The organism is Streptomyces sp. S6 (assembly GCF_054880855.1).
The window spans coordinates 1-18,294 of record NZ_JBTYMC010000123.1; the positions used below are offsets into that span (position 1 = coordinate 1).

General features: G+C 72.1%; 19 protein-coding genes. 12 read left to right on the forward strand and 7 right to left on the reverse strand.

Annotation, left to right across the window (positions count from 1 at the left end; genetic code table 11):
• The first annotated feature begins 430 nt into the window (after positions 1–430).
• From ACVNF4_RS18620 to ACVNF4_RS18640, 5 genes are read left to right on the forward strand one after another with little or no spacing between them, the layout of a single operon-like run.
• On the forward strand, positions 431–1,045 hold the full coding sequence (locus tag ACVNF4_RS18620) for an RNA polymerase sigma factor (RefSeq protein WP_461803962.1): 615 nt from the start codon (positions 431–433) through the stop codon (positions 1,043–1,045).
• A complete protein-coding gene (locus tag ACVNF4_RS18625; protein ID WP_461803963.1) occupies positions 1,042–1,872 on the forward strand; it encodes a cupin domain-containing protein in 831 nt (276 codons plus the stop codon). Before ACVNF4_RS18620 ends, ACVNF4_RS18625 begins: the two co-directional genes overlap by 4 nt.
• On the forward strand, positions 1,869–2,768 hold the full coding sequence (locus tag ACVNF4_RS18630) for an ABC transporter ATP-binding protein (protein WP_461803964.1): 900 nt from the start codon (positions 1,869–1,871) through the stop codon (positions 2,766–2,768). Before ACVNF4_RS18625 ends, ACVNF4_RS18630 begins: the two co-directional genes overlap by 4 nt.
• Complete coding sequence (locus tag ACVNF4_RS18635; protein WP_461803965.1) at positions 2,765–4,396, forward strand: ABC transporter permease; 1,632 nt, start codon at positions 2,765–2,767, stop codon at positions 4,394–4,396. The genes ACVNF4_RS18630 and ACVNF4_RS18635 overlap by 4 nt, the downstream gene beginning before the upstream one ends.
• On the forward strand, positions 4,381–5,139 hold the full coding sequence (locus tag ACVNF4_RS18640) for a hypothetical protein (RefSeq protein WP_461803966.1): 759 nt from the start codon (positions 4,381–4,383) through the stop codon (positions 5,137–5,139). Before ACVNF4_RS18635 ends, ACVNF4_RS18640 begins: the two co-directional genes overlap by 16 nt.
• 39 nt (positions 5,140–5,178) lie before the next feature.
• On the opposite strand, the gene ACVNF4_RS18645 is transcribed toward ACVNF4_RS18640, so the two are convergent.
• The gene (locus ACVNF4_RS18645) at positions 5,179–5,643 is read right to left on the reverse strand and encodes an ATP-binding protein (RefSeq protein ID WP_461803967.1); all 465 of its coding nucleotides are present in this window, start codon (positions 5,641–5,643) and stop codon (positions 5,179–5,181) included.
• Between the two features lie 154 nt (positions 5,644–5,797).
• Positions 5,798–6,181 (reverse strand): STAS domain-containing protein, encoded by a 384-nt coding sequence (locus ACVNF4_RS18650; protein WP_461803968.1) that lies wholly within the window; start codon positions 6,179–6,181, stop codon positions 5,798–5,800.
• A 269-nt stretch (positions 6,182–6,450) separates the two neighbouring features.
• Between ACVNF4_RS18650 and ACVNF4_RS18655 the strand changes: the two genes are divergently transcribed.
• Positions 6,451–7,314, forward strand: a complete 864-nt coding sequence (locus tag ACVNF4_RS18655) for an RNA polymerase sigma factor SigF (RefSeq protein WP_461803969.1) — start codon at positions 6,451–6,453, stop codon at positions 7,312–7,314.
• Positions 7,315–7,320: 6 nt separating this feature from the next.
• Here ACVNF4_RS18655 and hutI read toward each other — a convergent pair whose 3' ends face one another.
• From hutI to hutU, 4 genes are all read right to left on the reverse strand, one after another.
• Positions 7,321–8,553, reverse strand: a complete 1,233-nt coding sequence (gene hutI, locus ACVNF4_RS18660) for an imidazolonepropionase (RefSeq protein WP_461803970.1) — start codon at positions 8,551–8,553, stop codon at positions 7,321–7,323.
• Positions 8,554–8,576: 23 nt separating this feature from the next.
• Positions 8,577–9,914, reverse strand: coding sequence for a formimidoylglutamate deiminase (locus ACVNF4_RS18665; protein WP_461803971.1), 1,338 nt, complete (start codon positions 9,912–9,914; stop codon positions 8,577–8,579).
• Entirely contained in the window at positions 9,911–11,119 is a 1,209-nt protein-coding gene (locus ACVNF4_RS18670; RefSeq protein WP_461803980.1) for an allantoate amidohydrolase, read from the reverse strand. Before ACVNF4_RS18670 ends, ACVNF4_RS18665 begins: the two co-directional genes overlap by 4 nt.
• A gap of 86 nt (positions 11,120–11,205) precedes the next feature.
• Positions 11,206–12,870: a urocanate hydratase gene (gene hutU, locus ACVNF4_RS18675; protein ID WP_461803972.1), complete on the reverse strand. Its 1,665-nt coding sequence runs from the start codon at positions 12,868–12,870 to the stop codon at positions 11,206–11,208.
• A 151-nt stretch (positions 12,871–13,021) separates the two neighbouring features.
• On the opposite strand from hutU, the gene ACVNF4_RS18680 reads away from it, so the two are divergent.
• The 6 genes from ACVNF4_RS18680 (at position 13,022) to ACVNF4_RS18705 (ending at position 17,033) form a co-directional block, all read left to right on the forward strand.
• Positions 13,022–14,431: a type III PLP-dependent enzyme domain-containing protein gene (locus ACVNF4_RS18680; RefSeq protein ID WP_461803973.1), complete on the forward strand. Its 1,410-nt coding sequence runs from the start codon at positions 13,022–13,024 to the stop codon at positions 14,429–14,431.
• A gap of 181 nt (positions 14,432–14,612) precedes the next feature.
• The gene (locus ACVNF4_RS18685) at positions 14,613–15,011 is read left to right on the forward strand and encodes a hypothetical protein (protein WP_461803974.1); all 399 of its coding nucleotides are present in this window, start codon (positions 14,613–14,615) and stop codon (positions 15,009–15,011) included.
• Positions 15,008–15,274: a hypothetical protein gene (locus ACVNF4_RS18690; protein WP_461803975.1), complete on the forward strand. Its 267-nt coding sequence runs from the start codon at positions 15,008–15,010 to the stop codon at positions 15,272–15,274. The genes ACVNF4_RS18685 and ACVNF4_RS18690 overlap by 4 nt, the downstream gene beginning before the upstream one ends.
• A complete protein-coding gene (locus ACVNF4_RS18695) occupies positions 15,274–16,059 on the forward strand; it encodes a transcriptional regulator (RefSeq protein ID WP_461803976.1) in 786 nt (261 codons plus the stop codon). The genes ACVNF4_RS18690 and ACVNF4_RS18695 overlap by 1 nt, the downstream gene beginning before the upstream one ends.
• A 49-nt stretch (positions 16,060–16,108) precedes the next feature.
• Positions 16,109–16,642 carry a roadblock/LC7 domain-containing protein gene (locus ACVNF4_RS18700; RefSeq protein WP_461803977.1) on the forward strand — a complete coding sequence of 178 codons (534 nt, stop codon included), beginning with the start codon at positions 16,109–16,111 and terminating at the stop codon, positions 16,640–16,642.
• A 16-nt stretch (positions 16,643–16,658) separates the two neighbouring features.
• A complete protein-coding gene (locus ACVNF4_RS18705) occupies positions 16,659–17,033 on the forward strand; it encodes a roadblock/LC7 domain-containing protein (protein ID WP_461803978.1) in 375 nt (124 codons plus the stop codon).
• 167 nt (positions 17,034–17,200) lie between these two features.
• Here the strand turns inward: ACVNF4_RS18705 and ACVNF4_RS18710 are convergent, their stop codons facing one another.
• Positions 17,201–18,043: a MurR/RpiR family transcriptional regulator gene (locus ACVNF4_RS18710; RefSeq protein WP_461803979.1), complete on the reverse strand. Its 843-nt coding sequence runs from the start codon at positions 18,041–18,043 to the stop codon at positions 17,201–17,203.
• Between the last annotated feature and the right edge of the window lie 251 nt (positions 18,044–18,294).

Consider the following 18,294-nt stretch of genomic DNA (forward strand, 5'->3'; position numbering starts at 1 on the left):
ACCACCCACCTGCAACGACATACCCAACTCCTCGGCCAGCACAACTCGTTACCGCAAGCGTGCCGGAGAAGAAGAGATCACCAGGCCGAATTGCGCACCAGAGTCGCCCTGGGGTGTCGGCTGCGGCGTGCGACATATCGACGCGGTCATGGAAGTTCGATGTCGAGGCGGCACCGGGTAGCGCCACGTCCCGGCGGCGATGCCTCGTCGGCGGCCGTCGGGAGCGGTTCTCCGCCGTGATCTCTTTCGACCGTGTGGCGCGATAGGGCGGTCGCCCCGCCGACCGTCGGCCGTTGCCCGCAAGCGGAACACGGAGGTGCCTATACCGGCGCCAGATATGTGATGCAGGTCACAGTGTCGAGGTGAACCGTTCGGTGGTCCGCGTCCGACGAGCAGGTGTGAGTTGGCGAAGACGGAGGGAGGGGCAGGAGTGGAGACGGGGGAACAGGCCGGAGACGACGAGCTGTTAGCCGCGCTGTGCGAGGGTGATCGGGTCGCGTTCGAGGCGCTGTACCACCGCTATGCGCCCTGGCTCGCGACCCGGCTGCGTTACCGCTGTACCGACCCGGCGCAGCTCGACGACATCCTCCAGGAAACCTTCCTGGCGGTGTGGCGACGGTGCGTCGAAGGCCACCAGCCGGTGGTGCGGGACTTCAGCGGCTGGTTGTGGCGCATCGCCGCCCGGCGCCTGACGGACGAGGCGCGCACGCATGGTGCGCGCAGCCGCCTGTGGCGGGCGCTGTCCGGGCTGCGGGCCCCCGCGAATCCGTCCGCTGAGGACTTGGTCCTGGCGACAGGCCGGTTCGGCCCGCTGGAAGCGGCCCTGGGCAAGCTCTCCCCGGATCTGCGTGAGGTCGTGCAGGCGACCGTGGTGGACGGGCTGACGACGCGGCAGGCCGCGCGACGGCTGCGGGTGCCCCCGGGAACGATCAAGACCCGCACGATGCGGGCGCGTCGCCTGCTGCGCGAAGAACTCGACCGCTCCGGCGAGGCCGCTGACCCGACGAGCGGTCGTACGGGCCCGGAAGGGAGACAGGACCCATGACCACGGACACGCGGTACCCGCATCCGCCCGGCGAACTGCTGCGCCAGTACGCGAGCGGTGCCCTCGCGACGGGCCCGCGGCACCGCATCGAGCCTCATCTCGACCACTGCGCACAGTGCCGCGCACGGCTGGCCGACTTCACGGACACCCGGTCGCTGGAGCGGGTCTGGCAGCGCCTCGACCACGCCATCGACCTTCCCCGCCCGGGGCGCTGGGAACGGCTGCTGCTGGCGATCCGCGTGCCGGACCATGTGGCACGGCTGCTGGTCGCCACCCCGGCGCTGCGCGCTTCGTGGCTGTGCGGCACCGCCGTCACGCTGCTCTTCGCCGTGCTCAGCGCACGGCTGGCGCAGCCCGGTGGTGCGCCGCTGACGTTCCTGGCCATCGCACCGCTGCTGCCGGCCGCCGGGGTGGCGGGCTCCCTCGCCAGGCGCTTCGACCCGGCGTACGAACTGGGGCAGGTCGCCGCCCCGAGTGCGTTTCGGCTGGTCCTGCTGCGGACGTGCGCGGTCCTGGCCGTCACCACGGTCTTGACGGCGGGCGTGTCCTTCGCCCTGCCGCACCTGAGCTACGTCGCCTTCGGCTGGCTGCTCCCGTCGGCGTTGCTGACCGTGCTCAGCCTGCTCCTGCTGCCCCGGATCGGCGCGGTCCCGGCCGCCGGCGCCGCGGGTGCGGCCTGGGTGGGCGCAGTGGCGTTCACCCGCCACTCCGCCGTGCTGTTCTCCCCCGCCGGGCAGGGGGCTCTGGCGGTGCTGTTGCTCACCGCGCTGCTGGTGCTGGTCCGGCTGCGCGCCGACTTCGACTTCGAGAAGGGAATGCGGTCATGACGCGCGACACCTCCGCCGCGGCCACCGGCCCCGTCACCGACACCACGCCCACCTCCGTGCACGGGCTGACCGTGCGCTACCGCCGCACGCTCGCCCTGGACGATGTGACACTGCACCTGACCCGCGGCGTCACCGGGCTGCTCGGCCCCAACGGGTCCGGCAAGACGACGCTGCTGCGCGTCCTGGCCACAGCGCTGGCCCCCACCGCAGGCACCGTCCAGGTCCTCGGCCGCGACCCGCTGAGCCCCGACCAGCGCCAGGAGATCCGCCGCCGCGTGGGTTACCTTCCCCAGGCCCCGGGTTTCCACCGGCACTTCACGGCCTTCGAGTTCGTCGACTACGTCGCCATCCTGAAGGAACACACCGTTCGGGCGACGCGCCACGCCGAGGTGAGAGCGGTGCTGGAGGCGGTGGGGATGGACACCGAACGCGGCAGGAAGATGAAGGCGCTCTCCGGTGGTATGCGTCAGCGCGTGGCGCTGGCCGCCGCACTGATCGGCGACCCGGAACTACTGATCCTCGACGAGCCGACGGTGGGCCTGGACCCGGAGCAACGCCTGCGCTTCCGTGAGCTGATCGCCGACCTGGGAGAAGGCCGCACGGTCCTGCTCTCCACCCACCAGACCGAGGATGTCACCGCTCTGTGCGGCCGCGTGGTGGTCCTCAGCGCGGCCCGGGTGGTCCACGACGCCACTCCGCAAGGTCTCAGCGAGGTGGCCCGCGGCCGGGTCTGGTACACCCAGGACAAGGATCCACGCTCCGTCGCCGGCTGGCGCACCGGCGCCGGCCAGTACCGCAACATCGGCCTGCCGCCCGAGGGCGCGCGACTTGCCGAACCCACCCTGGAAGACGGCTATCTGCTGCTGAACTCCGCACCGGAAGGGGCCGTGGCATGAGCACCGGCGAACGTCACGCCGCCGCACCGGAGGTGCCGTTGGCGATCCCCGGTCCGGCGGCCGGTGTCCGCGCCCTGGCCCGCACCGAGGCCCGACGCCTGCTGGAGCACCCGGCGCTGCTGGGCTCCCTCGCGCTGTGCCTGGGCCTGTGGATCTACACCACCGCGGTCTCCGGCAGCACCGACTACCCGGTGCTGCACGACGAGGACCGGTACTTGCAGAGCCAGTTGCTGGTACTGGCCGCCGGAACCTTCCTGGCCATGCACCTGGCCGTGCTGCGGCCCGCACGTGAGGACACGGACGCCTGGTTCCAGGCGCTGGTCCTCCAGCCGTGGCAGCGCGCCGCGGCCCATCTGCTGGCGGTGATCCCGGCCGTCGTTCTCACCACCGTCCTGGTCGGGGCCCGGATGCTCTGGCTGTCCCTCCTGCCCGGCGCGGTGGGCAGCCCGTCGCCCGGCGAACTGGCCGCAGGACCCGCCTCGGTGTTGCTCGCCGGCACGCTCGCCGTACTGATCGGGACGATCACCACGTCAGTGGCCGCTGGCCCGATCGTCCTGGGGCTGGTGGGGATCGCCACTGTCGTCGCCGGCCTCGCCCCGTTCTCCGGTTGGCGCTGGTGGGGCCCCGTCGCGTTGGAGGACAGCAGCCACAGCTCGCTGCCCTCCGGGCTGCTGTACCGCCCGGCCGGCCGGCACCTGCTCTACCTGCTCCTGCTGGCAGCCGCCGTCGCGGTCGCCGCCGTGCTGCGCTCCGGGCTGCGTACCAGGGCTGTTCACGTCACCTTCGCGCTCGCGCTGGCCGGGGCGGTGACAGCGGGTGCCGTGCAGTCGCGCCCCACGCCAAATTCGGTGACCGCGGCCCGCGAGCATGCGCTCAAGTCGCCGGCCGACGAGCAACGCTGCGTGCACCAGGGGCAGTTCACCTACTGTGCGTATCCGGAGTTCGTGGACCGGCACCGGCAGTGGTCGAAGGTGGTGGAGGGAGTCCTGCGCCGGGCACCCGAGCGGCTGCGGGCCGAGAAGTACGCCGTACGGCAGCACGTGGGCTCCTTCACCAAGTCCACCGGCCTGTCCCGGGTACAGATTCCCCTGGACAGTTGGGCCGAGGACGACCGTCGGGCGGGCACTCCCGGCGCGGTGGTGGTGGGCACCGACTGGGGCAACGGCAGCGACTCCGGTGACGATGCCACCATCGGCCTCGCCGTCGCCTTCGCCGAACGGCTGGTCGAGGGCAACGCGCCCGAAGACTCCGGTACCCGACAGGGCGGCCCGGTGGGCGGTGCCGGGTCGATGGTCTGCGGCTCGCGCGGCGTCGTGATGCTGTGGCTGGCCGCCCAGGCGACGCGGGAAACCGGCAGCGCGCTGCGGTCACAGCTGGACCGGAGCTTCGGGGGGCTCGTCCATTTCGGCAACCTGACCATGATCCGCACCCGACGGGCCGACGCCGAGACCGCCCTGAGACTGCTGGACCAGCCAGCCGCCCAGGTGGGGAACAAGGTCAGCCGGCACTGGGACGAGCTCACCGCCCCGGACACCACCTCCGCGCAGGCGGCGCGACTCCTCGGCGTCCACGCCCCCGCCACGTCGGACGCCGATGAAGGAGAGGCCCCGTTGTGTGCGCACGGCTGACCCCTCAGCCCCGGCCCGACGCCCCCGAGCCCCCCGGTCGACCGGCGGACGACGGCCGGCCACAAGGGCGTGGCGGAACGGTTCGTACGCGAGGCGTCCTGCGGCACCTGCGTGCTCTCCTGCCCGCCGAGTTCCACGCCGCCCCCACCGCGCCGCTGCTGTGCGGCGCCGCGCTGGGGCTGATCGTCTGCGCTGTTCCCGTCGTCTGCTCCCTCCGGCTGGGGCTGGGAGCCGCCGCGGCCCTGCTGCACCTCTCTGCCGTCATCGGCGGCCTGGGGCTGGCTTTCGTCCTGGACGACCCTGCGGCCGTCACCACCGAGGTCTGCCCCACTCCGTGGTGGCTGCGGCGCGCGCCACGCGTCACCGGCGCTCTTCTCGGCCTCGCCGTCGCCTGGAGCATCGACGTCCTCCTCCTGCGCGGCGCACTCCACCCGCAGATGCGCCCGGCCTTCCCGCGCGGGGAACTGGCGGCCGAACCCGTCGCCCTGTGGCTGTCGGTGGTAGCCCTGGCCTTGCTCGGGGTGCGCTTCACGCAGGGCCGGGGCGGCGGAGTGGCCGGAGCGTCGGGACTGCTCATCGTCGTGCTCGTGCTCGTGTTCCTCCCGCAGGACGCGGTCTTCTTCGTCGACCCGGCCGACACCCGGCGCTGGGACGACGCGGTGGACCGTTGGCGCCTCATGGCCGTCCTGGCGCTTCTGGCGGCGCTGGCTCTGCTGCCCGCACAGCCTTCAGCGCGCCGGTAGCCACAGCGCGTCCCGGTCTCCGGTGAAACGCCGGGCGCGCTACGCGGGCGCCCCCACCTCTGCCCACACCGTCTTGCCCGGCACCCCCGCCGTCCGCACGATCCCCCAATCCAGGCACAGCCGTTGCACGATGAACATGCCGTGGCCGCCGGGTCGTCCGGCACGGTGGGGGGTGCGGGGGGCGGGCTGACCGGCGCCCCGGTCGGCCACCTCTACGCGGATCACCTTGTTGTCGCAGGAGATGCGGATCTCGTCGGGGCCCCCGGCATGCAGGCAGGCGTTGGTGACGAGTTCGGAGACGACGAGGAGGACGTCCTCGGCGGCGGCGCGGCGGTCGGCGCCGGCTGCCGGGAGCCAGCCCCAGGCGTAGAGGGCCTGTCGTGCGAAGTCGCGGGCGAGGGGCACGACCCCGCTGGCGCCGTCGAGGCGCAGTCGGCGAACCCCGCCGGACGGCTCCTGTTCCGGTCCGCGGTCACTCGGCACAGGGGGCCGGGTGGTGCTCATCAGCGCTTCACCTCACCAGTTCACCGGGTCCGGAAACCAGGTCGCTCTAGGGGCCGACGGCGCCCGCTCCCGCGCGGGCCGTATGCCGTCGACATGTTCACGAAGTCTCCTGCCCGACGTCGCGTGGTGAACACACCTCGACGGGCGGGCAGTCTCAGCCGTCGGCGTCGGGCGCCGGGACCGCGTCGGTGACCGAGTCGTGAAGGGTGAAGACGGCCTCGGCGCCGGTGATCTCGAAGACCCGGGCGACGACGGGGAGCATCCCGGCGAGGTGGACTCCCCCGCCTGCGGCCTCCGCCTTGAGTCGGGCGCCGAGCAGGACGTTCAGCCCGGTGGAGTCGCAGAACTCCAGCCGCGAGCAGTCGATGACGAGGCGGCTGAAACCCTTCGCCAGACAGGCGTCCAGCGGCTCCCGCAGCAGTTCGGCGGTGTGGTGGTCCAGTTCGCCGGCCGGGGTCACGACCGCGCTGGAGCCCTCTTCCCGCACCTCCACCAGCAGCCGGCCCGACTGTGCGCTGCCGACCGTCCCGTGGTCCATGCCGCCTTCTCTCCCAAGGTCGTCCGCCGCGTACCGATGCCTTCGCACACTACGCCCTGTTCACAGAGTCCGAACAGTCGAACAACCAAACATAGCCTCACAAATGGGTCATATCAGCCTTGCGGTTGGGCCGGGGAAGCGGGTAGGGCTAGTAGAAGCCCCTTTTCCGGGGACTCGACCGACGGCCTCGGAGGCGCCGCACACCGCAGTCCACACGCACTGGCTCCGGCAGCCATTCGCCACACCTGCCGAGAACGATGGAGGACGACATGTCACCCCGGCTCGACGCATCCCGGCCCCCGACGGGGGCGTCGACACCCCCACCGGACCATCTTGATCTCCCCGAGATCCCGCCCTACGACGAGATCGGCGCAGTCGACGCCCGCGCGCTGTCCAAGACACTGTTCGCCCGGCTCGAATCCCTCGAAGAGGGCACCCACGAGCACGCGTACGTCCGCAACACCCTCGTCGAACTCAACCTCGCGCTCGTCAAGTTCGCGGCGTCCCGCTTCCGCTCCCGCAGCGAGCCGATGGAGGACATCGTCCAAGTCGGCACGATCGGGCTGATCAAGGCCATCGACCGGTTCGAGCTGAGCCGGGGAGTCGAGTTCCCCACCTTCGCCATGCCGACCATCGTCGGCGAGATCAAGCGGTTCTTCCGGGACACGTCCTGGTCCGTGCGGGTGCCCCGGCGCCTTCAGGAGTTGCGCCTCGAACTCGCCAAGGCGGGCGACGAGTTGTCCCAGCGGCTCGATCGTTCACCGACGGTCGCCGAACTCGCCGACCGGCTCGGCATCTCCCCCGACGAGGTCGTCGAAGGCATGGCCGCGTCCAATGCCTACACCGCCTCCTCCCTCGACGCGCAGCCCGACGAGGACGAGTCGGAGGGCGCGCTCACCGATCGGATCGGGTACGAGGATCACGGGCTCGAAGGGATCGAGTACGTCGAGTCGTTGAAGCCGTTGATCGCCGAACTGCCGCCCCGCGAACGGCAGATCCTGTCGTTGCGGTTCGTCGCGGGGCTCACCCAGTCGGAGATCGGGGAGGAGTTGGGGATCTCGCAGATGCATGTGTCTCGGCTGCTTGCCAGGACTTTGGTGCGCCTGAGGAAGGGGTTGACGGTGGAGGAGTGACTCCGGTCAGACCTCCTTGACACCCTTCCGCCACACGTTTCTCACCAACGGCACCCCCGGCCGGTACGCCAAGTGCACGTGACTCGGTGCGTCCAGGAGGACAAGATCCGCCTGGGCGCCCGGAGTTACGCGGCCCACGTCCGTGCGGCGCAACGCCGCCGCGCCTCCCGCCGTCGCCGACCACACCGCCTCGTCCGGCGTCATCCCCATGTCCCGCACCGCCAGCGCGATGCAGAACGGGACCGAGGAGGTGTACGACGACCCCGGGTTGCAGTCGGTGGAGAGGGCTACGGTGATGCCCGCGTTCAACAGGCGGCGGGCGTCGGGCCATTCGGCGCGGGTCGAGAACTCCGCGCCCGGCAGCAGCGTGGCGACCGTGTTGCCGGAGGCCAGCGCGTCGACGTCCGCGTCGGTCAGGTGGGTGCAGTGGTCCGCGCTGGCCGCGTCGAGCTCGACGGCGAGCTGGACGCCGGGGCCGTACGTCAACTGGTTGGCGTGGATGCGGGGTTGGAGGCCCTTCGCGCGGCCCGCCTCAAGGATCGCGCGGGCCTGGTCGCCGTCGAAGGCGCCCTTCTCGCAGAAGACGTCGATCCAACGGGCGTGCGGGGCGCAGGCGTTGAGCATGTCGCCGGTGACGAGGGCGACGTACGCGGCGGGGTCGTCGGCGTGGTCGGGGGAGACGATGTGGGCGCCGAGGTAGGTGACCTCGTCGGTGTGGCGGGCGGCGAGGCGGAGGGCGCGGGACTCGTCCTCGACGGTGAGACCGTAGCCGGACTTGGTCTCCATGGTCGTCGTGCCCTGGCGGAGGGCTTCCGCGAGGTGGCGGACGAGGTTCGCCTCCAGGTCGGTGTCGCTCGCCGCGCGGGTCGCCGCGACCGTCGTCCGGATGCCGCCGGCGGTGTAGGGGCGGCCTGACATGCGCGCGTTGAACTCGGCGGTGCGGTCGCCCGCGAAGACGAGGTGGGAGTGGGAGTCGACGAAGCCGGGGAGGACCGCGCGGCCGGCGGCGTCGACCCGATTGTCAGTGGCGGGTGCTTTGCTTTTCTCACCGGTCCACACGACGCGGTCGCCTTCGATGACGACGGCCGCGTCCTGGATCAGTCCTAGTGGAGAACCGTCGCCGAGGGAGGGGTCGTTGGTGACCAGAGTGCCGATGTTCGTGATGACAGTCGTCGTGCCGGTCGCGTTGTTCGCGCTGTTCGGCCCGGCGGGGCTGCTCGGCGTGGTGGGGGCGTTCATGGCGTCCTCGTGGGTTGCGAAGGTCAGGAGCGCAGATCGGCGACGGCCGCCGCGAGGTCTCGCGGCGCGTCGGGAAGGGTCGTGTGGACCCCGTCGCGTACGACGTGCCGGCCGCCCACGACCGTATGGCGCACATCTGCCGCCGACGCGGCGAATACGGCCGTCTCCGCGCCCAGTCGCGGCAGTGGGCCCGCGGTTCTGACGGAGTCGAGGGCGATGGTCGTGAAGTCCGCGAGGGCGCCGGGCGCGAGAACGCCGGCCTCGTCCCAGCCGAGGGAGGCGTGGCCGTCGGCGGAGGCGGCCCGCAGGAGGGCGGCGGCGGTCCAGTGGCCCCGGGTGCGGGTGCGCAGCCGCTCGTTCAGCTCCATCGCGCGGGCCTCTTCGAGGAGGTCGATGACGGCGTGGCTGTCGGAGCCGAGGGAGAGCGGGGAGCCGGCCTGCTGGAGGGCGACGGCCGGTCCGATGCCGTCGGCGAGGTCCCGTTCGGTCGTCGGGCACATGCAGGTGCCGGTGGCCGAGTCGCCGAGGAGGGTGATGTCCTCGGGGGTGAGGTGGGTGTTGTGGACGCCGGTGGTGCGGGGGCCGAGGACCCCGTGGTCGGCGAGGAGCCGGGTCGGGGTGCGGCCGTGGGCGGCGAGGCAGGCGTCGTTCTCGGCGGTCTGCTCCGAGAGGTGGACGTGCAGGGGCGCGCGCCGCTCCTGCGCCCAGGCGGCGACGGTCGCCAACTGGTCGGCGGGGACGGCTCGGACGGAGTGGATCGCCGCGCCGATCTTCGCGTGATCGCGTTCCTTGAGTTCTGAACAGCGTGCGGCCCAGCGTTCGGCGTCGCCGTCGGAGAAGCGCCGCTGGTGGGCGTTGGGTGCCTCGCCGAACCCGGCGGAGAGGTAGCAGGTGTCGAGGAGGGTGATCCTGATCCCGGCGTCCGCCGCCGCCTGGATCAGGGCCTCGCCCATCGCGTTGGGGTCGGTGTAGGGGGTGCCGTCGGGGGTGTGGTGGACGTAGTGGAACTCGCCGACGGCCGTGATCCCGGCCAGCGCCATCTCCGCGTACACGGCGCGGGCGAGGGCGTGATAGCGGTCGGGGGTCAGCCGGCCGGCGACGCCGTACATGACCTCGCGCCAGGTCCAGAAGGTCCCGGAGCCGACCTGGACGGTGCCGCGCAGGGCGCGGTGGAACGCGTGGCTGTGCGCGTTCGCGAGACCGGGCAGCGTCAGCCCGCGCAGCACCTCGGCGCCGGGGGGCGGCGCCTCGACGCCGGTGCGGACGGCGGTGATGCGGCCGTCCGTGACGTCGAGGGCGACGCCCGGTTCGACGGCCGGTTCCAGCCAGGCGTGCTCCAGCCAATACGTCCGTGTCGTCACCTGCGGATCAGCCCTTCCAGTACGTCGGCGAGCGCGGTCACCCCGGCCACGCAGTCGTCCTCGGCGGCGAACTCGGCCGGGGAGTGCGAGACGCCGGTGGGGTTGCGCACGAACAGCATGGCGGTCGGGATGCGGCCCGAGAGGATCCCGGCGTCGTGTCCGGCACCGGTGCCGAGGACGGGGACGGTGATGTCGGTGCCCTTGTCCTTGCCGAGGATGCGGGCGAGTTCGTCGCGCAGGGCGTGGTCGAACTCGACGACGGGGGTGAAGGACTCGCGGACGACGTCGAGGTCGATGCCGTGGGCGTCGGCGTACTCGCGGGCGGCCTTCTCGATCCCGCCGACCACCTGGTCCAGGCTTGCCTGGTCGGCGGCGCGGGAGTCGAGCCAGCCGCGTACGAGGGAGGGGATCGCGTTGACGCCGTTGGGTTCGACGGCGATCTTCCCGAAGGTGGCTACGGCCCCGGCGAGTTCGGCCTCACGGCGGGCGGCGAGGACGGTCTCCGCGTACGACAGCATGGGGTCGCGCCGGTCCACGAGCCGGGTCGTGCCCGCGTGGTTGGCCTCGCCCCGGAAGTCGAAGCGCCAGCGTCCGTGCGGCCAGATCGCGCTGGCGATGCCGACGCTGTCGCCGGAGAGGTCGAGGGCGCGGCCCTGCTCGACGTGGAGTTCGACGAAGGCGCCGATCCGGTCGAGGCGTTCGGCGTCGCCGCCGATGCCGTCGGGGTCGTACCCGGCGGCTTCCATGGCCTGCGGGAGGCTGACGCCGTCGCCGTCGGTCAGGAGGTGGGCCTGCTCCTTCGTCAGCGCCCCGGAGGTGAGCCGGGAGCCGACGCAGGCGAGGCCGAACCGGGCGCCCTCCTCGTCGCCGAAGTTGACGATGGCGAACGGCCTGCCGAACTCGGCGCCGCGCGCGCGGAGTTCGTCGAGCGCGGCGAAGGAGGAGACGACCCCGAGGGGGCCGTCGAAGGCGCCCCCGTCGGGCACGGAGTCCAGGTGCGAGCCGGTGACGACGGCGTCCCCGGCGGCGGGGTCACCGAGCCAGGCCCACTGGTTGCCGTTCCGGTCGACCTCGTACGCCATCCCCCGCAGCTCGGCCTGTTCCCGGAACCACTCCCGGCACTCGGCGTCGGCGGGGGTCCAGGCGTAGCGGCGGTAGCCGTGGGAGTCGGGGTGGCGGCCGATGGGGTGCAGGTCGCGCCACATCTCCTGGAAGGAGGGGGTGCGGGGCGGGGTGGCCCGGGACTGGCCGGGGACGCCGCCGGTGACCGTCAGCGCGGGGTTGCCGTCGCTCACGCGTCCCCGCCCTCGCGCATCGGCACCCGCACGCCCCGGTCCTCGGCGACGCTGTCCGCGATGTCGTACCCGGCGTCCACGTGCCGGATGACGCCCATGCCGGGGTCGTTGGTCAGAACGCGGCGGACCTTCTCGCCGGCGAGCTTAGTGCCGTCGGCGACGGTGACCTGGCCGGCGTGGATGGAGCGGCCCATGCCGACGCCGCCGCCGTGGTGGAGGGAGACCCAGGAGGCGCCGGAGGCGACGTTCACCATGGCGTTGAGGAGCGGCCAGTCGGCAATGGCGTCGGAGCCGTCGAGCATGGCCTCGGTCTCGCGGTACGGGGAGGCGACGGAGCCGCAGTCGAGGTGGTCGCGGCCGATGGCGAGCGGCGCGGCCAGCTCACCGCTGGCGACCATGTCGTTGAAGCGCTCGCCGGCCTTGTCGCGCTCGCCGTAGCCGAGCCAGCAGATGCGGGCGGGCAGGCCCTGGAAGTGGACGCGCTCGCCGGCCATCTTGATCCAGCGGTGCAGCGACTCGTTCTCGGGGAAGAGGTCGAGGATCGCCTTGTCGGTCTTCGCGATGTCGGACGCCTCGCCGGACAGGGCGGCCCAGCGGAAGGGGCCCTTGCCCTCGCAGAAGAGGGGGCGGATGTAGGCGGGGACGAAGCCGGGGAAGGCGAACGCGCGGTCGTAGCCCGCGAGTTGGGCCTCGCCGCGGATGGAGTTGCCGTAGTCGAAGACCTCGGCGCCGGCGTCCATGAAGCCGACCATGGCCTCGACGTGCTTGGCCATGGACTCGCGGGAGCGCGTGGTGAACCCGGCCGGGTCCTTCGCGGCGGCGTCGGCCATGTCCTCGAAGGCGACGCCGACCGGCAGGTAGGCCAGCGGGTCGTGCGCGGAGGTCTGGTCGGTGACGATGTCGATGGGGGCGCCCTCGGCGAGCATCTGCGGGAGCAGCTCGGCGGCGTTGCCGAGGAGGCCGATGGAGAGCGGGCGGCGGGCGTCGCGGGCCTCGACGGCGAGTTCCAGCGCGTGGCGCAGGTTGTCGGCCTTGACGTCGAGGTAGCGGTGCTCGATGCGGCGCTCGATGGCGCGCGGGTCGACGTCGATGCAGATGGCGACGCCGTCGTTCATGGTGACGGCGAGCGGCTGGGCGCCACCCATGCCGCCGAGGCCGGCCGTGAGGGTGATGGTCCCGGCGAGGGTGCCGTTGAACTTCTTCGCGGCGACGGCGGCGAAGGTCTCGTAGGTGCCCTGGAGGATGCCCTGGGTGCCGATGTAGATCCAGGACCCGGCGGTCATCTGGCCGTACATGGTCAGACCGAGGGCCTCCAGGCGGCGGAACTCCTCCCAGTTGGCCCAGTCGCCGACGAGGTTGGAGTTGGCGATGAGGACACGCGGCGCCCACTCGTGGGTCTGCATGACGCCGACGGGGCGGCCGGACTGGACGAGCATGGTCTCGTCCTGCTTGAGGGTGCGCAGGGTGCGGACCATGGCGTCGAAGGAGCGCCAGTCGCGGGCGGCCTTGCCGGTGCCGCCGTAGACGACGAGCTTGTCGGGGTGCTCGGCGACCTCGGGGTCGAGGTTGTTCTGGAGCATCCGCAGGGCGGCCTCCTGCTGCCAGCCCAGGGTGGTCAGCTCGGTGCCGCGGGGGGCTCGTACGGGCCGGGGTCCTGACATGGGCTGCCTCCTGGGGGCACATCGCCGGTATTCCTCTTCTATTCACATCCTCGCTTCCTGAATAGAACTAGTCAATAGGTCGCGGAACCGACACCCACGCCGTACGGGTGTTTGGCTGAGAAGGAGAGCACGCCCGCGCACAGGACGGGGCATGCTCCGCTGGCGATACCGGACTACCTCGACGGGGGCTGATGTGCGGCAGACGGTGGCGGACGGCGAGCGGGTCACGCGCCGGGACGAAGCGGTCCGGGCGGCGGTGGAACAGGGCCTGCTGGGGACGGACACCCCGATCGTAGGACTGCTGGACGCCGTGGGCATCAGGGAGTCGGCGGCCGAGCTGAGGGCCGCGTTCGACGACGTCGTCGCCCCCGGCACCCCGGTCCTGCACGCCTTCGCGGTGAAAGCGACCCCGCTCGTGCCGGTGCTGCGGCTGCTGCGGGAGGCCGGGATCGGGGCGGAGGTCGCCAGCCCCGGGGAACTGGCGCTCGCGCGGGCGGCGGGGTTCCTCCCCAAGGCGACCGTCCTCGACTCCCCCGCGAAAACCCCGGCCGAGCTGCGGGAGGCGCTGGCGCTCGGCATCGCGGTGAACGCCGACAACCCGCAGGAGCTGGCCCGCATCGACGCGCTCATGAACTCGGCGCCGAGCGCCTCACCGCTGGGACTGCGAGTGAATCCGCAGGTCGGAGGCGGTTCCATCGAGTCGACGTCGACGGCGACCCCGACCTCGAAGTTCGGGGTGGCGCTGCTCGACGAGGGGGCGCGGGAGTGGGTGATCGGGGCGTACGCGGAGCGCCCGTGGCTGACCCGGCTGCACGCGCACACCGGCTCGCAGGGGGTGCCGCTGACACTGATGGCGCGCGGGGTCGCGGAGGTGTACGCGCTGGCCGAGGAGATCAACACGCGTGTGGGACGGCGGCAGATCGACACCGTCGACATCGGGGGCGGGCTGCCCGTCAACCACGGCTCCGAGGAGACCACGCCGACCTACGCGCAGTACGCCCGGCTGCTGCGGGAGGCGGTGCCGGGCCTGTTCGACGGGCGGTACGGGCTGATCACCGAGTTCGGGCGGTCGCTGCTGGCCAAGAACGGCACGGTGGTGGCGCGCGTCGAGTACGCCAAGAGCGCGGGCGGACGGCGGATCGCGGTGACGCACGCGGGCGTGCAGGTGGCGACGCGGACGGTGTACGCGCCGTCCGCGTGGCCCCTCAGGGTGGCCGCGTACGACGCGAAGGGCCGGGTGAAGAGCGGGCCCGAGGCCGTGCAGGACGTCGCCGGCCCCGCCTGCTTCTCGGGGGACCTGCTGGCGCGGGGGCGGTCGCTGCCGTTGCTCGAACAGGGCGACTACGCCGCCGCGTTGGACACCGGCGCCTACTACTTCGCCCACCATTACGCGTACAACTCCCTCCCCCGGCCCGCCCTTTACGGGTACGCGCCCGGCGCGGACGGCCGCATCGGGTTCGCGCTCGTCCGCGCAGCCCAGACGGTCGCGGAGATCCTCGCCGAGGCCGGAGGGGCGCACGCCGACTCCCTCACCACCCTGAGCGCCCCCGAACGCCCTTGACCCGGGCCCCTGTCGAGGGGCTTCGATAGCCAGCACAACGGCCGCGAAAACAGGCAAACTCACCCACTCTAGCTTGCCGTTGGCACATTCCAAGGGAAAATGCCAAACGCATCACCCGTCGCACACACCGTCTGTAGCGTCTCTCTCACTCAGCCGAACCACCGGTGGGAGAGGAGTCTCGGTGCCCGGAATCGACGAATGCCTGTTGGAAGCCATGCGCCTGCCCGGCGCGCGGGGCGCCGCCCTGGTCGACTGGACCAGCGGTCTCGCCCTGGGCTCCGTCGGGGAGTTCCCCGGCGGCGACCCCGAGGCCGCCGCCACCGAAGCGGCCGAAGTCGCCCGACTCGCCGCCGAACAACGGGCGTTCGCCCCCGAGGACGACACCTCCTCCTTCGACGACGACCCACCCGTCGAGGACCTCATCATCAGCAACCGCGACAGCTACCACCTCCTCCGCTTCGTCCGCACCTCCTTCGACAGCAGCGTCTTCCTCCACATCTGGCTCACCCGCCGCGACGGCAACCTCGCACTCGCGCGGATCCGACTGGAGGAGATGGCCGGGAAGTTGGTGCTGGGGTGAACGGGATACGGCCTCAAGTCCGGCTGAACGGCGTCCGGTTCGACTTCATGCGGCGCGGCGTCCGGCTCAGCACCACGACAGGCGGCGCCAGACTCGACGTCCGCGCGGGAAGCCTCCGGTTCGACGTCCGGCTCACCGGCGCGCGGCTCGACATCAGCCGGGACGGCGTCCGGCCCGACATGCGCAACGCCCGGTTCGACGTCCGGCTGAACGGCACCCCGGTCGGTGCCGGGCGGCGTGCGGGCCGGACGGAGACGCGGTGATGGTCGTCATGGAAGCGCTGCCCGTGCGGGAGCATCTCAGCGGTGAGGTGGGGGCGTTGCTCGCGCGGCTCGCCGCCGAGGGGGCGAGTGGGGTGCTGAGTCGGGAGGGTGGGGCGCTGCATCTGGTGCGGGGGCGGGTGGTGTACGCCGAGAGTGCGGCGGCGCCGGGGCCGGACGCGCTGCTGCTGGCGGGCGGGGCGCTCGACAGGGGCGTGTGGAAGAGGGTGGCCTCGCGGCAGGACGCCGTCCAACTCCTCGTGGACGACGGTCACCTACCTCGCGGCGCGGTCGAACTCTGCCTGGCGGGTGCCCTGTTCGACGCCGCGTACTTCGCGCTCGCCCCCGGGGACGCGCCGGCCCGGTTCCGGTACGACGACTCGGGGTACGTGCCCGGCGTCGTCCGCCCGGTCGAGGCGGGCGTGCTGGAGCGGGAGACCTCCCGGCGCCGGGCCCTGCTGGACCGGGTCTGGCCGGACGGGCGGACGGACGCCGCCCCACTGCTCCGCCTCGACTCACGCCCGCCGCCCCGGCTCCCCGCACGCAGGCGGGCCGTTCTCGACCAGGTCGACGGGGAGCGCACCGCCACCCACATCGCCCACCGCCTCGGGCGCCGCGCCTACCCCACCCTGCTCGACGTCCGGCGCCTCGCCGCGGCCGGCCTCGTCGCCCCGAACTCCCCGTCGGCGGCCTCGACTTCCCCCATCCCCACACCCGGTCCGCTCCCCGACGACGACCCCCACATCACCCTGCTGAAAAGGCTCAGAGATGCGCTGGAGGCCCTTTGAGCGGCAGCGTCCGCAGGAAGCCGGTTCGCAGGCCGAGAGGAGAGACCTGATGGTTGTTCACGAGGCCGAGATACTCGACGAGTTGAGGCGGCTGAGAGCCGGAGTCCCCCAGCTCACCGGGGCGTTGGCCGCCAGTGTCGACGGGCTCGTCCTCGCCGCCGACACACCCGGTGTCGAACCGGAGGGCGTCGCCGCGCTCACCGCCGCCGCGCTCGGCGTCGCCGTCCGCCTCGCGGACGCCACCGGCCAGGGGGAGTTGCGCGAGCTGCTCGTGCGGGGGGTGTACGGGTACGTCGCCACGTACGCCGCCGGCGAGTCCGCCGTCCTCACGCTCCTCGCGCAGGACCGGGTCAACGTCGGGCGGCTGCATCTCGAAGGGCGGCGGACCGGGGCGCGGATCGGGGAGCTGGTCGACTCGGCAGCGAAGGAGAACGCCGTTGCCGCGAAGAAGAAGGCGCCCCCCGCGAAGAAGCTCGGCGCCGTCACCGAGAGCACTCCCGAAGGGGTTCCCCTCCCCACCCTTCCCCCCTTGCCTCCAAGACCCACGCGTGCACCCAACCAGCGCGCCACCAAAGAGAGTTGAAAGGAACCGAATCACCATGGCCAACACCGAGACCGCCCTCAAGGAAGCCCTCGCCTCCATCGAGGGTGCCACCGCCGTCGCCCTCGTCGACTACACCAGCGGCATGGCCCTCGGCACGCTCGGCGGCAGCAAGGACTTCGACCTGAACGTCGCCGCCGCGGGCAACACGGACGTCGTCCGCGCGAAGATGCGGACGATGGAGCACCTCGGGCTGAAGGCGCAGATCGAGGACGTCCTCATCACCCTCACCGACCAGTACCACCTCCTCCGCCTGATCAGCGGGCGCGGCGGCAACGGCCTCTTCCTCTACCTCGTCCTGGACGCGAAGCGGTCCAACCTCGCGATGGCCCGCCACCAGCTGAAGCGGATCGAGGAGGAGCTGGAGGTCTGAGCGGCCTTCGCACCGACGCCGTGACGGGCGACGCACTCCCCCCGGGGCCGCGTCGCCCGCCGCGACACCAGGGGTGCGGACGGGTACGCCCACCGACTCGGGTGGTTTCGACGAGAGGGCGACTGCGGGCCGTCGTGGCCGTGCGGGTGAGCAAGACACCCCCACCCTCACTCCACGAACAGCCCCCGAGCCACCGCCCCCGCGTCGAACTCCTCCAGCCTCGCCTGGGCGTCCGGCAGGTCGTCGCACATGGCCTCCAGCAGGACCCGGCCCAGCAGCATCGGTGCGCAGGCGGTGTCGAAGGCGAGGCCCGTGCCGACGGCGGCGGGGAGGAGGAGGTCGGAGGACTTGGCGACGGGGGCGAAGGCGGAGTCGGCGACGGTGACGACCGTGAGGCCGGCGGACTTCGCGTAGGCGAGGGCGTCGAGGACTTCCTTCGGGTGGCGCGGCAGCGCGAAGCACAGGAGGGAGGACGCCCCCGCACGGACCGCCGCGTCGACACGGTCCTGGAGCATGCTCCCGCCCTCGTCGAGGAGCCGGACGTCGGGGTGGACCTTGGCGGCGAAGTAGGCGAACCCGTACGCCTGGGACGCGGCGGCGCGGAGGCCGAGGACGGGGAGCGGGCGTGAGGCGGCGAGAAGGCGCCCCGCACGACGCACCGGCTCGGGGTCGGCCAGCACCTCCGCGAGATGCCGGAGATTCTCGATCTCGGCCTGAACGGCTTCCTGGTACTCGTTGTACTGCTGGGAGACGGCCGCCCGCTCGGTCGGCGCGACCTCCCGCAGGTGCCGGCGCAACGCCGGGTACCCGTCGAACCCGAGCGCCACCGCGAACCGTGTCACCGACGGCTGGCTCACCCCGGCCAGCTCCGCCAGCTCGACACTGGACAGGAACGGCACGTCGACCGCGCGCCGGACCATGCTGTGGGCGATCCTCCGCTGAGTCGGCGTGAGCCGGTGCCCCTCGAAGAGCGTCTGGAGCCGCGCGGCGGGACCCTCGGACACGCTCATCTGTGCTCCCCCTGGCTATTCAGGCTGCCTCATTCCTGCATGTTGTTATACACGCCCCCGTCAAGGGGCCGTATCGGACCGGCGATGTTCTGAACACGAGACCACAAAGTGTCGTTAAACAGGCACATACGGTGATGGATCAGGTGCATACCGTGAACGGCATGCCCTCCAACCGCCGGGCCTTCCTGACGGCCACCGCCGTCGGCGCCCTGGCCACCGCGCCCGCCGCCGCGGCGACCCCCGCCCCACGC